The organism is Hansschlegelia sp., from assembly GCF_035538955.1.
Lineage (GTDB): Bacteria > Pseudomonadota > Alphaproteobacteria > Rhizobiales > Methylopilaceae > Methylopila.
In genome coordinates this window covers 251,230-267,141 of the sequence record NZ_DATLJK010000015.1, presented here as the reverse complement: position 1 = coordinate 267,141, position 15,912 = coordinate 251,230, and the positions used below count along the sequence as shown (strand labels likewise).

Sequence of the window (15,912 nt, the reverse complement as noted above, 5' to 3'; positions counted from 1 at the left end):
CGCGTCGCCAAGCACGCCGGCGGGCGCCATGATGCGCCCGCTTGCCCTGGAGCCCGCACCGGTGCCCCGACCCTCAACCGCCGACGCCACGCTGGCCGCTGCCGACGAGCGGCCGGCCGCCGGCCTGCTGCGCGGCTACCGCCCGCCGGCGGGCGTGTTCGACGAGGCGGTCGACGCCGATGGCGCGGTGCGCCCGCATTACCGCGCGCTGATCGCCGCGCTCGCCGCGATGGACGAGCCGGAGCGCGAGCGGCGCTTCTCCAGCGCCGGCCAGTATCTGCGCGAGGCGGGGGTCTACTACCGGATCTATGGCGGTGCCGAGCGCGGCGAGGACGCACGGGCCTGGCCGCTCGCGCAGCCGCCGCTGATCATCGCCCAGCGGGAATGGGCCGAGCTCGCGGCGGGTCTCGAGCAGCGCGCGCAGCTGCTCGAAAAGCTGCTCGGAGATTTTTATGGCGAGCGCCGCCTGATCAGCGACGGCGTCCTGCCGCCGGCGCTGCTCGGCCGCAACCCGGAATTCCTGCGGCCGCTCGCCGACCAGGCGGCCTCCGGCTCGCCGCTGATCCGCTTCATCGCGGTCGATCTCGGCCGCGGCCCGGACGGCCGCTGGTGGGTGCTCGGCGACCGGACCCAGGCGCCGTCCGGCTCCGGCTTCGCGCTCGAAAACCGGGTCGCGACCTCGCGCGCCTTCCCCGATCTGATCCGCGACCTCAAGATCCAGCGCCTCGCTGGCTTCTTCCAGCGCTTCCGCGAGACGCTGAACGCGCTCGACGACGGCCGCGGCGCCCGAGTCGGCGTGCTCTCGCCGGGGCCGCACAACGAGACCTATTTCGAGCACGCCTATCTCGCCCGCTATCTGGGCTTCCTGCTGCTCGAGGGCGGCGACCTCGCGGTCCACGGCTCCTCGGTGGTGGTCAAGACGGTCGACGGCGCCAAGCCCATACGGGTCCTGTGGCGCCGCCTCGACGCCGACTTCGCCGATCCGCTCGAGCTGCATGCGCGCTCGCGCATCGGAACGCCGGGGCTTGCGCGCGCGGTGCGGGCGGGCGCGGTCGAGATGGTCAACGCGCTCGGCTCCGGAATCCTGGAGACCCGCGCGCTGCTCGCCTTCCAGCCGGCGCTCGCGCGTGCGCTGCTCGGCGAGGAGCTGCGGCTGCCGACGGTCGCGACCTGGTGGTGCGGCCAGGAGGCGGAGCGGGATTACGTCTCAAAACATCTCGAGCGACTGTCGATCGCCCGCGCCTTCCCGCAGACCGTCGAGGAGGAGGAGCATCGCCGGCCGCTCGATCTCGGCATGCGGCGCGCGCCGTCGGACCGGCTGCTCGACGATTTGGCGAACGACCCGGCGAGCGTGGTCGGCCAGGAGCTCGTGGGGCTTTCGACCGCGCCGATGTTCGTCGACGGCAGGCTGGAGCCGCGACCGGTGACGCTGCGCGTCTATCTGGCGCGCCACGCGAATGGCTGGAGCGTGATGCCTGGCGGCTTCGCGCGGGTGGCGAGCTCGACGGATCCGCTTGCGGTGACGATGCAGTCCGGCGGCCGTTCGGTCGACGTCTGGGTGACCTCCGACCGGCCGGAGCGGCCGGTCTCCCTGCTCGAGGCCACGTCCGGCTTCGCGCGCCGGCTGCCGAGCGCCCCGCCGGCGCGCGCGGCCGACAATCTGTTCTGGCTCGGCCGCTATGTGGAGCGCGCCGAGGCGGCGACCCGGCTGGTGCGGCTGCACGCGGCGCGGCTCGCGGAGGGCGAGCGGCGCGGCGCGCTCGAAGCCGAAGTCGGCGAGCTGCTCGCCGGCATCGGCGTCGACGCCGCGCTCGGCGACCCTGCGGAGGGCCTGCTGCGCCGCGTGCGCGCGGCTTTCGAAACGGCCTCGCGCATCCGCGACCGCTTTTCGCCCGACGGCTGGCGCGTGCTGCGCGAGCTGGTCGACCTGATCGAGCGGCGGCTGGAGCGTGATGAGACCGACGACCTGCCGGGACTCGCGAGCGAAGTCCTGATCCGGCTGTCGGGCTTCACGGGCCTGGTCCGCGAGAACATGTACCAGTTCACCGGCTGGCGCTTCCTGCAAGCCGGCCGGCTGCTCGAGCGCGGCCAGCTGACGGCGCGGCTGGCCGCGGCGCTGACCCGCGATGAGCCGCCCGAGGGGGCGCTCGAGGCGCTGCTCGAATTCGCCGACAGCCGGATCACCTATCGCCGGCGCTATTCGGTGACGCTGTCGCGCGAGACGGTGATCGACCTGATCGTGCTGGACCCGCTCAATCCGCGCTCGATCGCCTTTCAGGTCAACGGCTTCAAGACGCTGCTCGACGAGCTCCCCGGCATGCGCCGCGGGGAGACGCCCGCTGCGGTCTCCCGCCGCGCCGCGCGGCTTCAGGTGCGGCTCGCGACCGCCGACCCGGCCGAACTCAGCCATCTGTTCCTGGCGCGCGTCGCCGCCGATCTCGGCGACATCTCGGACCTTTTGGGCGAACAGTTCTTCAGCGCGGCGCCGACGGCGCGCGGCGAACGGCCTGAAGCCGAATGATCTACGACGTCACGCTCAACATCGCCTACGACTACCCGGCCGCCGTGAAGGACGCCCGCCACGTCCTGCGGGTCCGCCCGCGGGAGCTCGACGGCCAGAGCGTCCGCACGGCGCGCGTGACGGTCGCGCCGCATCCGGACGAGGCCGGGCGCGAGCTCGACTTCTTCGGCAATGCGCTCGACCAGCTGCTGATCCTGCCGGAGCATGAGGCGCTCTCGGTCGCCATGCGGGCGCGCGTCGAGGTGCGGCGCGCATTGCCCGATCTCGAGGCGACCCCCACCATCGCCGATCTGGCGGCCGCCGCGGCCGCCGACCGCGAGACCGGGCCGACGGGACCGATGCATTTTCTTGGCGACAGCCGGATCGCGCGGAGAATCGATGCGGTCAGCGCCTATGCACGCGAGCTGATCGACCCCGCCGCGCCTGCGGGCGAGGCGGTGCTGGCCTTTGCGAGCCGCATGAAGGCGGACTTCACCTTCGCGCCCGGCGCGACCACGGTGGACACGCCGCTCCAGGAGGCCTTCGCCAAGCGCGAGGGCGTCTGCCAGGATTTCGCGCATGTGATGATCGCAGCGCTGCGCGGCGTCGGCGTGCCGGCCGCCTATGTCAGCGGCTTCCTGAGGACCTCGCCGCCGCCGGGCCGGCCGCGGCTCGAGGGCGCCGACGCAATGCACGCCTGGGTCGACGTCTGGCTCGGCCCCGACATGGGCTGGCAGGGGTTTGACCCCACCAACGGCGTCACGGTGCTGGACGACCATGTGGTGGTGGCGATCGGGCGCGACTATTCGGACGTCGCTCCGATCGACGGGGTGGTGCTGACCGCCGGCCCGCAGAAGACCAGCCACTCGGTGGACGTCGTTCCGGTCGGGGAACGGGTCAGGAAAGCCTGACGCCAGGCCGAAGCGTCGGCCTCCCCCCTGTTGGGGAGAGGTCGCCGCGCGGCGTGAGGCGGCGTTACGCCACCTCGGCTTCGGCCTTGCGGCTTTCGCGCTTGCGGTCGTTAGGGTCGAGCAGGCGCTTGCGCAGGCGGATTGACTTCGGCGTCACCTCGACCAGCTCATCGTCCTGGATCCAGGCGAGCGAGCGCTCCAGCGTCATCCGGATCGGCGGCGTGAGGCGCACGGCCTCATCCTTCGACTGGGTGCGGATGTTGGTGAGCTTCTTGCCCTTGAGGACGTTGACCTCGAGGTCGTTGTCGCGGCTGTGGATGCCGATGATCATGCCCTGATAGACCTTCCAGCCCGGCTCGATGATCATCGGGCCGCGGTCCTCGAGGTTCCAGAGCGCGTAAGCCACCGCCTCGCCCGGCTCGTTGGCGATCAGGACGCCATTGGTGCGGCCGGCGATCTCGCCCTTGTAGGGACCGTAGGCGTGGAACAGGCGGTTCATGATCGCCGTGCCTTTGGTGTCGGTCAGCAGCTCGCCCTGATAGCCGATCAGGCCGCGCGTCGGCGCATGGAACACCAGCCGCAGCCGGTTGCCGCCCGACGGGCGCATCTCGAGCATGTCGGCCTTACGCTCAGACATCTTCTGCACGACGATGCCGGAATGCTCCTCGTCGACGTCGATCACGACCTCTTCGATCGGCTCGACCAGCTCGCCGGCCTCGTTGCGCTGCATCACCACGCGCGGTCGCGACACGCCGAGCTCGAAGCCTTCGCGGCGCATGGTCTCGATCAGGATCGCCAGCTGCAGCTCGCCGCGGCCGGAGACGATGAACGAGTCCTTGTCCTTGGATTCCTCGACCTTGAGCGCGACGTTGCCCTCGGCCTCCTTGAGCAGGCGGTCGCGGATGACGCGGCTCGTCACCTTGTCGCCTTCGGTGCCGGCGAGCGGGCTGTCGTTCACGATGAAGCTCATCGAGACCGTCGGCGGATCGATCGGCTGCGCCTGGATCGGCTCGGTGACCGCGGGATCGCAGAAGGTGTCGGCGACCGAGGCCTTCACCAGGCCAGCGATCGAGACGATGTCGCCCGCCTCGCCGACGTCGATCGCGGTGCGCTCGATGCCGCGGAAGGCGAGGATCTTCGACACGCGGCCGGTCTCGACCAACTGGCCGTCGCGCGACAGCACCTTGACGGTCTGGTTGGGCTTCACCGTGCCGGAGATGATGCGGCCGGTGATGATGCGGCCGAGGAACTGGTTGGCTTCCAGAAGCGTGCCGAGCATCCGGAACGGACCTTCTTCGGTCTTGGCCTCCGGCACGTGCTTGAGCACCAGCTCGAACAGCGGCGCCAAGCCCTCGTCCTTCGGGCCCTCCGGCGAATGGTTCAGCCAGCCGTCGCGGCCCGACCCGTAGAGGATCGGGAAGTCGAGCTGCTCGTCGGTGGCGTCGAGCGCCGCGAACAGGTCGAACACCTCATTGATGACCTCCGAGGCGCGCGCGTCCGGCCGGTCGACCTTGTTGACCGCGACGATCGGCTTCAGGCCGATCTTCAGCGCCTTCGAGACCACGAACTTGGTCTGCGGCATCGGGCCTTCGGCGGCGTCCACCAGCACGATCACGCCGTCGACCATCGACAGGATGCGCTCGACCTCGCCGCCGAAATCGGCGTGGCCGGGCGTGTCGACGATGTTGATGCGCGTGTCCTTCCAGACGACCGAGGTCGCCTTGGCCAGGATGGTGATCCCGCGCTCCTTCTCGAGGTCGTTGGAGTCCATCACGCGCTCGGCGACGCGCTGGTTCTCACGGAACGAGCCGGACTGCTGCAGGAGCTTGTCCACCAGGGTCGTCTTGCCGTGGTCGACGTGCGCGATGATCGCGATGTTGCGGAGTTTCATGGAAACGACGTGCCTCAAGGCCCGCGAGCCGCGCGGGCCGCCCTTCGATCAGATTGTCTGCTGTGCGGCGCAACAGATGCGGGAGAAGGCCGCAAAACGCAAGGGCTGGCGCAGAAAGCCGCTCAGGATGCGGCGGGTTTGGGGCTCGCCTGCACCCGTGCGACCATCTCCTCGACGACCTCCAGGACGTCCGCCCGGTCCGCCTCGGACGCCGCCTCGAAGTCGAACACGGAGGGCTCGTAGCGGCGCTCGGGGCAGAGCTCCGCCCAGGAGCAGCCGAAATAGGCCTGCGCGAAGGCCTCGTTGGCGGGCGCGAAGCGCTCGCGGATCGCGCGGTAGCGCTCCTCCGTGAGGCCCACATAGGGAACCGCCTCCCAGCCGCGGCCCTCCATCAGCTTCAGGAAGTGTTCGTAGAGGTCGATGTAGTTCGGCAGCGACCGGATGCGGACGTCGACCCGGCGCATGATCTCCTGTGCGGCGAAGACGCCTTTTACGCCGAAGTTCGGGTTGATCCGCGGCGGCTCCTCCAGCTTGAAGCTGTGGGGCACGCCGACGGCGTCGAGCACGCTGCGGGCGAGCCCGTGCTTCACGGCCCGCTCGAACGAGATCGGCCGCACCGTGATCCGCGGATGCTCGATGGCGCGCTTCAGGAACGCCCACGGGTCCATGTAGCCGCGCTTGATCACATGCGCCTGGAACTCCGCGAAGCTGCGGCGCGACGCGAAGTTCTTCTGGTCCTGCGTGTACCAGGAGTTCATCCAGATCGGCTGGTCGCGCACGAAGGCGACCACCACCACCCGGAAACCGTGCTCCTCGAAGAAGCCGATGATGCGCTCGAACCAGCGGTCCCGACGCAGCAGGATCGCGAAATGCTCGCTGGAGACGACGATCGAGCCCGGCGTCTCCGCGAGCAGCGCGCTGAACTCGTCCCACACCGGGGCGTCGCGAAGCTCGCCCGGCAGCCGCAGATAGGTCTTGCGGGCGAGCGGCGTGTGGTTGCGCCGCCGCCTGCCCTCGCTCCCGAGCGTCGTCGGGTAATACAGCCCGAGCCGCCCCAGGCGCTTCGCATTGACGTAGAGGGCGTGCTGGATCGAGGTCGAGCCGGTCTTGTGCGGCCCGATGTGCAGATAGCAGACCCGCTCCGTGGTCGCAGGCGGCTTCCGGCGGAGCAGGTCGAGGATCATCGGAGCGGGCGGAGACCGACCGCGCTCAGGCGCCGCGCCGCCGCCGCGCGCCGAGCGTGCGCAGGCGGAGCGCGTTGAGCTTGATGAAGCCCGCCGCGTCGCGGTGATCATACGCCACGGCGCCGTCCTCGAAGGTCACCAGCTCCTGGTCGTAGAGCGAGTTGGGGCTCTCGCGGCCGGTGACGATGACGTTGCCCTTGTAGAGCTTGAGGCGGACGCGGCCCGAGACCTCCTTCTGGCTGAGGTCGATCGCGGCCTGCAGCATTTCCCGCTCAGGCGAGAACCAGAAGCCGTTGTAGATGAGCTCCGCATAGCGCGGCATCAGCTCGTCCTTGAGGTGCATGGCGCCGCGGTCGAGCGTGATGGACTCGATCGCGCGATGGGCCGCCAGAAGGATCGTGCCGCCCGGGGTCTCGTAGACGCCGCGCGACTTCATGCCGACGAAGCGGTTTTCGACGAGGTCGAGCCGCCCGACGCCGTTAGCCTTGCCGAGCGCGTTGAGCCGCGCCAGCAGGTCGGCCGGCGACAGCTTCTCGCCGTCGACCGCGACTGCATCGCCCTGCTCGAAGTCGATCGACATCAGCGTCGGCTCGTCGGGCGCATCCTCGGGCGCGATGGTGCGCATGTGGACGTCTTCGGGGGCCGGCAGGCTCGGATCCTCGAGCACCTTCCCCTCGGAGGAGGAGTGCAGCAGATTGGCGTCGACCGAGAACGGCGCCTCGCCGCGCTTGTCCTTCGCGATCGGGATCTGGTGCTGCTCGGCGAACTCGATGAGCTTCGTGCGGGAGGTCAGGTCCCATTCGCGCCAGGGCGCGATCACGGTGACGTCCGGCTCGAGCGCGTAATAGGACAGCTCGAAGCGGACCTGGTCGTTGCCCTTGCCGGTCGCGCCGTGACAGACCGCGTCCGCGCCGGTCGCGCGCAGGATCTCGATCTGCCGCTTCGCGATCAGCGGCCGGGCGATCGAGGTGCCGAGCAGATACTGGCCCTCATAGACCGTGTTGGCCCGGAACATCGGGAACACGTAGTCGCGGACGAACTCCTCGCGCAGATCGTCGACATAGATGTTGTCCGGCTTGACGCCGAGCAGCTCGGCCTTCTTGCGCGCCGGCTCCAGCTCCTCGCCCTGGCCGAGATCGGCCGTGAAGGTCACGACCTCGCACTGATAGGTGGTCTGCAGCCACTTCAGGATCACCGAGGTGTCGAGGCCGCCCGAATAGGCGAGCACGACCTTCTTGACGGATTTGGGTTCGGTCATCGGGGAGTCCGGAAGAGGGGTGAGCGAGCGCGGCGCACTCTAGTCATGAAGGGCCGCGAGGCAAGCAGGCGTCCTGCCTAGGGCGGCGGGGTCTCGCCGTCAGCCGCCAAAGAGCTTCTTCAGGAAGCCGAGCGGCTCGCGGATGGGGTTCGGGGCGCGGCGCTCGCGGACGACGTAGCCGTCGCGCGGATAATCGCCCGCATAGGGTTCTTCTTCCGGCGGCGGGCCCTGGCCGGGGCCGGTCTGGTAAACGTCGCCCGGCTGCTCCTCATAGCCGGCGACGCGCGGGCTCCAGTCGCCCGGCAGCGCGGCGACCTCCGCGCCCTCATGGGCGCGCGTCATGAAGCGGCTCCAGATCTCGACCGGCAGGCCGCCGCCGGAGGCGTGCTTGGTCGGGCTGTTGTCGTCATTGCCGAGCCAGACGGCCGTGACCATGCGGGAGGTGTAGCCGACGAACCAGGCGTCGCGGAACTCCTGGCTGGTGCCGGTCTTGCCCGCGGCCGGCCAGCCGGAGAGCTTCGCCGAACGCGCCGTGCCGGAGCGCAGCGTCTCCTGCAGCATGGCGTTCATCATGCCGACCCGCTCGGGGTCGACGATCTCCTTGGGCGGGTCGACGCGCCGCTGGTAGAGCGTCTCGCCGTCCGCCGTTTTGACCGAGCGCACGATGTAGGGCTTCGCCTCGAAGCCGCCATTGGCAAAGGGCGCATAGGCGGTCGCGAGTTCGAGCGGGCTGACCTCCGAGGTGCCGAGCGCGATCGACGGGTTCGGCGCGAGCTGCGAGGTGATGCCCAAGCGGTGCGCCGTGTTGACGACGTTCTCCGGGCCGACCTCGACGCCGAGCCGCACCGCGACCGTGTTGATCGACTGCGACAGCGCGCGGGTGAGCGTCATCGGGCCAGCGTAGCGGCGGGTGTAGTTCTCCGGGTTCCAGCCCTTGATCTGCACCGGCCCGTCGACGCGGATCGAGTCCGGATTGAGCCCGAGTTCGAGCGCCGTGAGATAGACGAACGGCTTGAAAGCGGATCCCGGCTGGCGCTTGGCCTCCACCGCGCGGTTGAACTGGCTTTCCGCATAGGACTTGCCGCCGACCAAGGCGCGCACCGCGCCGTCCGGCTCCAGCGCGACCAGCACCCCTTGCGTCACCTTCAGCTTGGCCCCGCGCTTGGCGATGCCGTCGGCGAGATCGCGCTCGGCCTCGGCCTCGAGCGCGGGGTCGATCGTGGTCTGGACGATGAGATCCTCGTCATAGATTCCGACCAGCGAGTCCAGCTGATCCATCACCCAGTCGGCCGCATAGCCGACCGCGCCCTCGGGCTTCGGTTGCGGCGAGGGCGGCGAGGCCCGGAACGCCGCTTGGGCCTGGTCGCGGGTGATGTAGCCCTCGTCCGCCATCGCCCGCAGCACGACGTCGGCGCGCGCCCGCGCGGCCTCCGGGTCATGGCTCGGGGACAGCCGCGACGGAGCCTTCACCAGCCCGGCCAGCATGGCCGCCTCGGTGATGTTCACCTTGCGGATCGACTTGCCGAAATAGCGCTGGGCCGCGGCCTCGACCCCATAGGCGCCCGCGCCGAAATAGACGCGGTTGAGGTACATCTCGAGGATCTTCTGCTTGCCGAACTTGCGCTCGAGCCAGAACGCCAGCACGGCCTCCTGAACCTTGCGCTCGAGCGACCGCTCCGGCGTCAGGAACAGGTTCTTGGCGAGCTGCTGGGTCAGCGTCGAGCCGCCCTGGGCCACGCCGCCGTGTTCGATGTTGGCCTTGAGCGCGCGCGCCAGACCGTACACGTCGACGCCCCAGTGATCGTAGAACCGCCGGTCCTCGATCGCGATGAACGCCTGCGGCACGAATTTCGGCATCTCCGACAGCGGCACGCTGGCCCCGCCGGTCTCGCCACGGTTGGCGATCGGCTTGCCGTCGAACGAGACGATCTGGACGTTTGGCGGCCGCTTCGGAACCTCCAGGTTCTGGATCGGCGGCAGGCGGGACGCGTAATAGGCCACCACGCCGCCCGCGCCCACCGCGCCGAACAGGCACAGCGTCAGGGCGAGCGCGATGAACCGGCCGATGAAGCTGCGCCGTCGACGGGGCGGCCGGCTCGGCTCGCGGCGCTTGCGCGCAGGGCGGCTGCGGCCCATCACCCAGTCCCAGTAGGAGATTTTTTCGCGCGGAGGGTCTTTGGGGGCGTCATCGCGCGGCGCTCCGAAGCCAGGCTCCCGGCGGCCGTCCTCCGGCCGCGCGTCGAACAGCGGCTCCTCGCGACCGGAGGCGCGTTCCGGCTCTCGCGCCGGCCCGGCCGTCGGGCGATCGTCCGGCGAGAGGCGCAGGTCGGGCGCGTCGGGCCTGACGTCGAAGCGCGGCTCGCGTCGTTCCTCCCGCCCCCGTCCGATGCCCATCTCGCCAAAGCCTCGTCACGCCGCACGCCGCGGCCGCTCCTGGGGAGCGACCGTCCCATGTTCCATCGGTTGGACTTTGAATGCGGCAGGTTTAAGGGCCGTTACGGGCGCAAACGCCGGTCCGCCCCTTGGGTTCCGAGGCGTTTGGCGTCGCTTGCCGCCACCTGCTTGTGGAGGTGGACGAAGAAAGCCGTTGCGAACAGAGGGGTGAGCAGGTTCGCGAACGGAATCACGGCGAGGCCCGCCACCAGAAGGCCGCCGAGGAACACCTTGCCGCTGTGACGGCGGCGCAACGCCGTCGCCTCCGCTTCGCTGCGGAAGCGCATGGCGGCGAGCGCAAAATATTCGCGGCTGAGCAGGTAGCCGTTCACGCCGAGCCAGGCGACGAGATTGATCCCCGGCAGGAACAGCAACACCAGCAGGAGCAGGTTGAGCCCGAGCACGAGCAGGGCGAAGCGCGCCGACAGCAGCAGCCCGCGCCAGAACGGCAGCGCGACCCCCGGCGGGTCGTTCGGGTAATGCGCGCGCTCGACGTGGCCGGCGATGTCGTCGAGGAACAGCCCGGCCACCATCGCGGTCACGGGCGTCACCAGGAACAACAGCCCGAACGTCGCCCCGAGGCCCGCGAGCAGATGCGCGATCCAGTTCGCCGTCGGGTTCGGCAGCGTGACGAGGCGCTCGGCCGCCGCCTCGAGCGCGAACCAGCCGAAGATCAGCAGCGCGAGCGTGATCCCGATCGACTTCCACAGCACCACGCGGAATTCGGGCGAGAAGGTCTGCCGCGCCGCCTTGACCGCCGCGTCCCACATCGGCGGCGCTCAGGCCGCGTCGTCGGGCGAGCGGACCTGCGCGTCCGGCCGGCCGAGCAGCGCCGCATTGGTGAGCCTGCGGACCTCGCGCTCGACCGCGGCGGCGAGGCGCTTGCGGTCAGTCGCCGGATCGGCCGCGATCGGCTCGCCGAAGGTCACGGTCGCGTCGATCGCGCCGTCGCGCAGGATCGACCACAGGTGCTGCGGGAAGCCCATGTCGCCGTACCAGGCCACGAAGGGACGGCCGAGGCGCCCGAGCGGCAGGCCGTTGCGGTGCGTGTAGGCGATCGAGACCGGCTGCACCCAGACCGCTGCGGCCTCGCCGCCTGCGAGCAGCGCGTTCTGCGTCGCGCCGAGCAGCGCGGTGCGGAACGGCAGCACGCGGTTGCCGTCGCTCGACGTGCCTTCGGCGAACAGCACGACCGGTTGCCCGGCCGCCATCCGCTCCGCCATCCGGCGGTTCACGTTCCCGGTGGCGCTGCGGCGGGAACGGTCGACGAAAATCGAGCGCTGCAGCTTTGCGAGCCACCCGAACACGGGCCAGTCGGCGATCTCGGACTTGGCCACGAAGCACATCTGGCAGACCGAGCCGAGCACCGGGATATCGAGCCAGGAGGAGTGGTTCGAGGTGATCAGCAGCGGCCGGGCGCCGGCGGGCGCGCCGATCACCCGCACCCGCATGCCGACGATCCTGAGCGCCAGACGGTGGAACCTCAACGGAATGGTCTCCGCCGAAGGCCGCCCGAGGCGCAGCATCAGCATCTGAACGGGCGCGAGCGTCACGACGGTCGCGATGAGCGCGACCGCAGAGGCCGCCGCGCGGAGCCGCCTGTGCGCCAAGCCTAGCCCTCGTCGTCGAGCGGGATGGCGTAGAGCTCGAGCCGGTGGTCGACGAGCCGGTAGCCGAGGCGCCGCGCGATCTCGGCCTGCAGCTCCTCGATGGCCTCGTCGCGGAACTCGATGATCTTGCCCGTCCTGAGGTCGATCAGATGGTCGTGATGCTCGTCCGGCTGCGGCTCGTAGCGCGAGCGGCCGTCGCGGAAGTCGAGACGCGCGATGATGCCCGAATCCTCGAACAGCTTCACCGTCCGATAGACCGTCGAGATCGAGATCCGGGGGTCGACTGCGGAGGCGCGGCGGTAGAGCTCCTCGACGTCGGGGTGGTCGTCCGCCTCGCCGACCACGCGCGCGATGACGCGGCGCTGCTCGGTCATCCGCATGCCCTTGGCGGCGCACAGCTGCTCGATGGAATCGGTTCTAAGCGTTGACACTTCGGGCCTCGTCCCCGGTCGTCTCGCGGCCCTCAAGGGCGACATGGCCATCAGTGTTCGCTTATAGGAGCGGCGCGCGGCGGCGTAAACACGCCCCCTCAGGGCAACTCCAGCGCGAGCACCTTGGCGGCGCCGCGGGTTCCGTCCGCCCGCGCGTAATAGGCCGGCCGGCGCCCGACCTGGGCGAAGCCGAAGCGGCGGTAGAGCGCCAGCGCGGCGGCGTTCTCCTCGTCGACCTCGAGCACGATGCGGCGCACGCCGCGGCCGCAAAGCCTGCCGAGGTGATGGCTGAACAGCGCTGCGCCGCCGCCGGAGCCGCGCCGCGCCTCCGCGACCGCGACCGACAGCACCTCGGCCTCGTCCTCGGCGACACGCGACAGCGCGAAGCCGAAAGCCCGCTCGCGGCCCTCGCGCCGCAGCACGCAGCCGATCACGGCGCGGTCGTTCAGCAGCGCGTCCATCTCGTCGACGCTCCAGCCGCGGGCGAAGGCCGCGCGGTGAAGCTCCGAGAGTTCGTCGGCGTCGCCCGCGTCGGCCGGTTCGACCGCCCAGGCGGCGGAGCGCGAAAGATAGGCGTCCCAGAACCACCAGTACATCGACGTCTCGTTCACCGGCGCGCGATCCGGCCGCCCTGCTGCGGATGCGCGTCCGCAGCCTTCAGGTAGAGGGGACGCGGCGGCTGTTCGGCAGGATCGCACGCCGCCCCGAGTCGCGCGAGCCAGACCGGCTCCGGCGCCTCGTGCCGCGCCTCCGCCTTTCGGATGCTGGGGTCGTCGGCGGCCGCGATCACCAGGTCCGCGCCCGACCCGACGACCAGCGCCGGACCCTCTCCGAGCGCCCGCGCGGCCTCGCGCGCCTCGATCAGCCGCGGCGACACCAGCGAGCGGCCGTCGCCGCCGAACGCCTGGAAGAACACGCGGCCGTGCCGGGCGTCGATCGCGGCCGCGACCGGCGTGGCGCCGTCGCCGCCGTCGAGCACCGGCGCGGCGAGCGCCGAGAGGGTCGTGACGCCGACGACCGGCAGGCCGGCGCCGAGCCCGATCGCCCGCGCGCAGGCGAGCCCCACCCGAAGACCGGTGAAGCTGCCCGGCCCGACCGTCACGACGACGCGTTCGACGCCCGCAAGGCCGCCGGCGGCGTCGAGCACGCGCTTCACCTCGGGCATCAGCGCCTCGGCGTGGCCGCGGGTCATCTCGAGCGAGACGACGTGCGAGGGGCCGCCCGCCGTGTCCACGACGGCGGCCGAGCAGGCCCCGAGAGCTGTGTCGATCGCTAGCACGCGCATGCGGGCTGAGTAGCAGGTTTCGGCCCGTGCGGAAGCCGAGCCTCAGGCGGGCGGCCGCGACAGCCTCAGCCGGCGCTCATTCAGACGATTTTGCAGAACTCGTCGAAGTCGGGCCGCGGCAGCCGCTCCTTCACGCCCTGCGGATCGCCATAGCCGAGATTGACGAGGAAGTTCGTCCTGTAGGTCGTCCCCGCGAAAAACGCCTCGTCGACCATCTGCTTGTCGAAGCCCGACATCGGGCCGCAGTCGAGGCCGAGCGAGCGGGCGGCGAGGATCAGATAGCCGCCCATCAGCGTGCCGTTGCGGAACGCGGTCTCCTCGATCAGGGCCTGGTTGCCTTCGAACCAGCTCTTGGCGTCGGTGTGCGGGAAGAAACGCGGCAGGTTGTCGAGCCAGCGCATGTCATGGGCGACGATGACGACGACCGGCGCGGCCATGGTCTTGTCGCGGTTGTTGGCCGAGAGCGCCGGTTTGAGCTTCGCCTTGGCCTCCTCGGAGGTCACGAACACCAAGCGGCCCGGCAGACCGTTGGCGCTGGTCGGCCCAATCTTCACGAGCTCGAACAGCGCGCGGAGCGTCGTGTCCGACACGGGCTCCGGGTGGAAAGCGTTGAAGGTCCGGGCGGCGCGGAACAGCGTGTCGAGGGCGGCGTCGTCGAGCGGCGCGCGATGGGGTCCGGTCAATGGTTCGTCCTTGGCTGAATCGGGCGGGCGGAGACTAGCAGCGCAGGCGCGCGAAAGGCGCCGTCAGATCGTGTCCGCCACGCCGCCGTCGACTCTGAGCGCCGCGCCCGTGGTCGCCGAAGCCTGCTTCGAGCAGACATAGACCACCATGTTGGCGACCTCCTCGACCGTGGCGGCGCGCTGGATGATCGAGCTCGGCCGGTGCGCCTTCACGAAGGCAGCGCCCGCTTCCTCGAGGCTATGCCCGGTCTTGGCGACTTCGTCCTTCAGCATCTCGGCGACGCCCTCGGAAAGCGTCGGGCCGGGCAGCACCGAGTTCACCGTCACGCAGGTCCCCGCCATGCGCTTGGCGAGGCCGCGGGAGATCGCAAGCTGCGCGGTCTTGGTGAAGCCGTAATGCACCATCTCGACCGGGATGTTTATGGCGGATTCCGAGGAGATGAACACGATGCGGCCCCAGCCGCGCTCGGCCATGCCCTGCGCGTAGGCGCGCGACAGGCGCACGCCGGACATGACGTTGACCTCGAAGAACCGGGCCCACTCCTCGTCCGGGACCTCGAAGAAGTCCTGCGGATTGAAGATGCCGACATTGTTCACGAGGATGTCCGGCGCCGGGACCGCCGCGACCAGCGCCGCCGCGCCCTCGGCGGTCGCGAGATCGGCCGCCACGCCCTGGAGCTTGGCGCCCGGGACCGCGGCTGCGATGTCGGCGATCGCCTGGTCGACCGCCGGCTGCTTGCGGCCGTTGATGACCACCGTCGCGCCGGAGCGGGCAAGGCCGAGCGCGATACCGTGGCCGATGCCGACCGTCGAACCGGTGACGATCGCGGTCTTGTCCGAAAGATCGATTATCATCGCAGCGGCTCCCTGAAATTGCTTAGGCGGCAAGGTCGTCCGCCGCGCCTCAATTTTCCAGAGCGGTCCGCTTGCGCCGCCGCAAGCCCGGCGACGCGGCCGCGCCGCTCAGGCCGCGGCGGCGTCGAGCGCCTGCGTCTCCGCCTCGGTGAACAGACGCGAGCGGATGTGGAAGCGCACCTCGCGGCCGTTCTCGAGGCTGAACATGCCGCCGCGGCCCGGCACGACGTCAAGCGTCAGGTGCGTGTGCCGCCAGTACTCGAACTGGGACGGGCTCATGTAGAACGGCGCGCCGCCGACTTCGCCGAGCTTCACGTCGTCGTCGCCGACGATGTAGTCGCCGACCGCAAAGCACATCGGCGAGGAGCCGTCGCAGCAGCCCCCGGACTGGTGGAACAGCACGTCGCCATGCTCGGCCCGAAGGGCGTCGATCAGGTCGAGCGCCTTCTGCGTGGCCTCGACGCGGAGCGGGATCGTCTGGGTCATAAGGGCTCCTCCGGACGGTCAACATAGGCCGGACGGCGGCCGCGGCGAAGCCCCGGCGTTCAGGGTTCGCTGTCGAGCATCGCCCTCCGGACGGGCGGGTGACTGACGGCGAAGGCTCCTGCGTTCACGCGCCCTCGGCCGCGATGCTCCGCAGCACGCCCAGAAGGTCGGGCCCGGTGAGCACCTCGCCGCTGTCGAGATCGGCGACCGAGACGTTCTCGACCCCTTGATCGGAGAGTTCGATCGCTTTCAGCAGCGCCTGGTCGCGGGTCTCGAACGGGTAGGAGAGCGGCTCCGCCGCATTCGTCACGGCCGAGGTCACGAAAGGCATTGCGGCTCTCCTCGCAGTGTTGGGGCGCAAACAGATGGGGCGGCCGAAGCGGCC

15 protein-coding genes are annotated in these 15,912 nt (G+C 70.2%); 2 read left to right on the top strand and 13 right to left on the bottom strand.

What is annotated here, in order from left to right; genetic code table 11:
* Positions 1 to 28: 28 nt before the first annotated feature.
* Together VM780_RS13195 and VM780_RS13190 are read left to right on the top strand one after the other, a co-directional pair.
* On the top strand, positions 29 to 2,521 hold the full coding sequence (locus VM780_RS13195; protein WP_414652823.1) for a circularly permuted type 2 ATP-grasp protein: 2,493 nt from the start codon (positions 29 to 31) through the stop codon (positions 2,519 to 2,521).
* Positions 2,518 to 3,411 carry a transglutaminase family protein gene (locus tag VM780_RS13190; protein WP_325448045.1) on the top strand — a complete coding sequence of 298 codons (894 nt, stop codon included), beginning with the start codon at positions 2,518 to 2,520 and terminating at the stop codon, positions 3,409 to 3,411. Before VM780_RS13195 ends, VM780_RS13190 begins: the two co-directional genes overlap by 4 nt.
* Positions 3,412 to 3,475: 64 nt before the next feature.
* Here VM780_RS13190 and typA read toward each other — a convergent pair whose 3' ends face one another.
* From typA to VM780_RS13125, 13 genes are all read right to left on the bottom strand, one after another.
* Positions 3,476 to 5,302 (bottom strand): translational GTPase TypA, encoded by a 1,827-nt coding sequence (gene typA / locus VM780_RS13185; protein WP_325448043.1) that lies wholly within the window; start codon positions 5,300 to 5,302, stop codon positions 3,476 to 3,478.
* A 122-nt stretch (positions 5,303 to 5,424) separates the two neighbouring features.
* Positions 5,425 to 6,486: a hypothetical protein gene (locus VM780_RS13180; protein WP_325448041.1), complete on the bottom strand. Its 1,062-nt coding sequence runs from the start codon at positions 6,484 to 6,486 to the stop codon at positions 5,425 to 5,427.
* Between the two features lie 25 nt (positions 6,487 to 6,511).
* A complete protein-coding gene (locus VM780_RS13175; protein ID WP_325448039.1) occupies positions 6,512 to 7,744 on the bottom strand; it encodes an argininosuccinate synthase in 1,233 nt (410 codons plus the stop codon).
* Between the two features lie 99 nt (positions 7,745 to 7,843).
* Positions 7,844 to 10,138 carry a penicillin-binding protein 1A gene (locus VM780_RS13170; protein WP_325448037.1) on the bottom strand — a complete coding sequence of 765 codons (2,295 nt, stop codon included), beginning with the start codon at positions 10,136 to 10,138 and terminating at the stop codon, positions 7,844 to 7,846.
* A gap of 101 nt (positions 10,139 to 10,239) precedes the next feature.
* The gene (locus VM780_RS13165) at positions 10,240 to 10,947 is read right to left on the bottom strand and encodes a sulfate transporter family protein (RefSeq protein ID WP_325448035.1); all 708 of its coding nucleotides are present in this window, start codon (positions 10,945 to 10,947) and stop codon (positions 10,240 to 10,242) included.
* A 9-nt stretch (positions 10,948 to 10,956) separates the two neighbouring features.
* Positions 10,957 to 11,787, bottom strand: a complete 831-nt coding sequence (locus tag VM780_RS13160; RefSeq protein ID WP_325448033.1) for a lysophospholipid acyltransferase family protein — start codon at positions 11,785 to 11,787, stop codon at positions 10,957 to 10,959.
* A gap of 2 nt (positions 11,788 to 11,789) precedes the next feature.
* Positions 11,790 to 12,167: a Fur family transcriptional regulator gene (locus VM780_RS13155; RefSeq protein ID WP_325448790.1), complete on the bottom strand. Its 378-nt coding sequence runs from the start codon at positions 12,165 to 12,167 to the stop codon at positions 11,790 to 11,792.
* 149 nt (positions 12,168 to 12,316) lie between these two features.
* Positions 12,317 to 12,829, bottom strand: a complete 513-nt coding sequence (locus VM780_RS13150; RefSeq protein ID WP_325448031.1) for a GNAT family N-acetyltransferase — start codon at positions 12,827 to 12,829, stop codon at positions 12,317 to 12,319.
* Entirely contained in the window at positions 12,826 to 13,503 is a 678-nt protein-coding gene (gene tsaB, locus VM780_RS13145; RefSeq protein ID WP_325448029.1) for a tRNA (adenosine(37)-N6)-threonylcarbamoyltransferase complex dimerization subunit type 1 TsaB, read from the bottom strand. The genes VM780_RS13150 and tsaB overlap by 4 nt, the downstream gene beginning before the upstream one ends.
* Positions 13,504 to 13,583: 80 nt before the next feature.
* Positions 13,584 to 14,186 (bottom strand): malonic semialdehyde reductase, encoded by a 603-nt coding sequence (locus VM780_RS13140; protein WP_325448027.1) that lies wholly within the window; start codon positions 14,184 to 14,186, stop codon positions 13,584 to 13,586.
* A 63-nt stretch (positions 14,187 to 14,249) separates the two neighbouring features.
* Positions 14,250 to 15,041 (bottom strand): SDR family NAD(P)-dependent oxidoreductase, encoded by a 792-nt coding sequence (locus VM780_RS13135; RefSeq protein ID WP_325448025.1) that lies wholly within the window; start codon positions 15,039 to 15,041, stop codon positions 14,250 to 14,252.
* A gap of 108 nt (positions 15,042 to 15,149) precedes the next feature.
* On the bottom strand, positions 15,150 to 15,527 hold the full coding sequence (locus VM780_RS13130) for a DUF779 domain-containing protein (RefSeq protein WP_325448023.1): 378 nt from the start codon (positions 15,525 to 15,527) through the stop codon (positions 15,150 to 15,152).
* A 124-nt stretch (positions 15,528 to 15,651) separates the two neighbouring features.
* Positions 15,652 to 15,858: a hypothetical protein gene (locus VM780_RS13125; RefSeq protein WP_325448021.1), complete on the bottom strand. Its 207-nt coding sequence runs from the start codon at positions 15,856 to 15,858 to the stop codon at positions 15,652 to 15,654.
* Between the last annotated feature and the right edge of the window lie 54 nt (positions 15,859 to 15,912).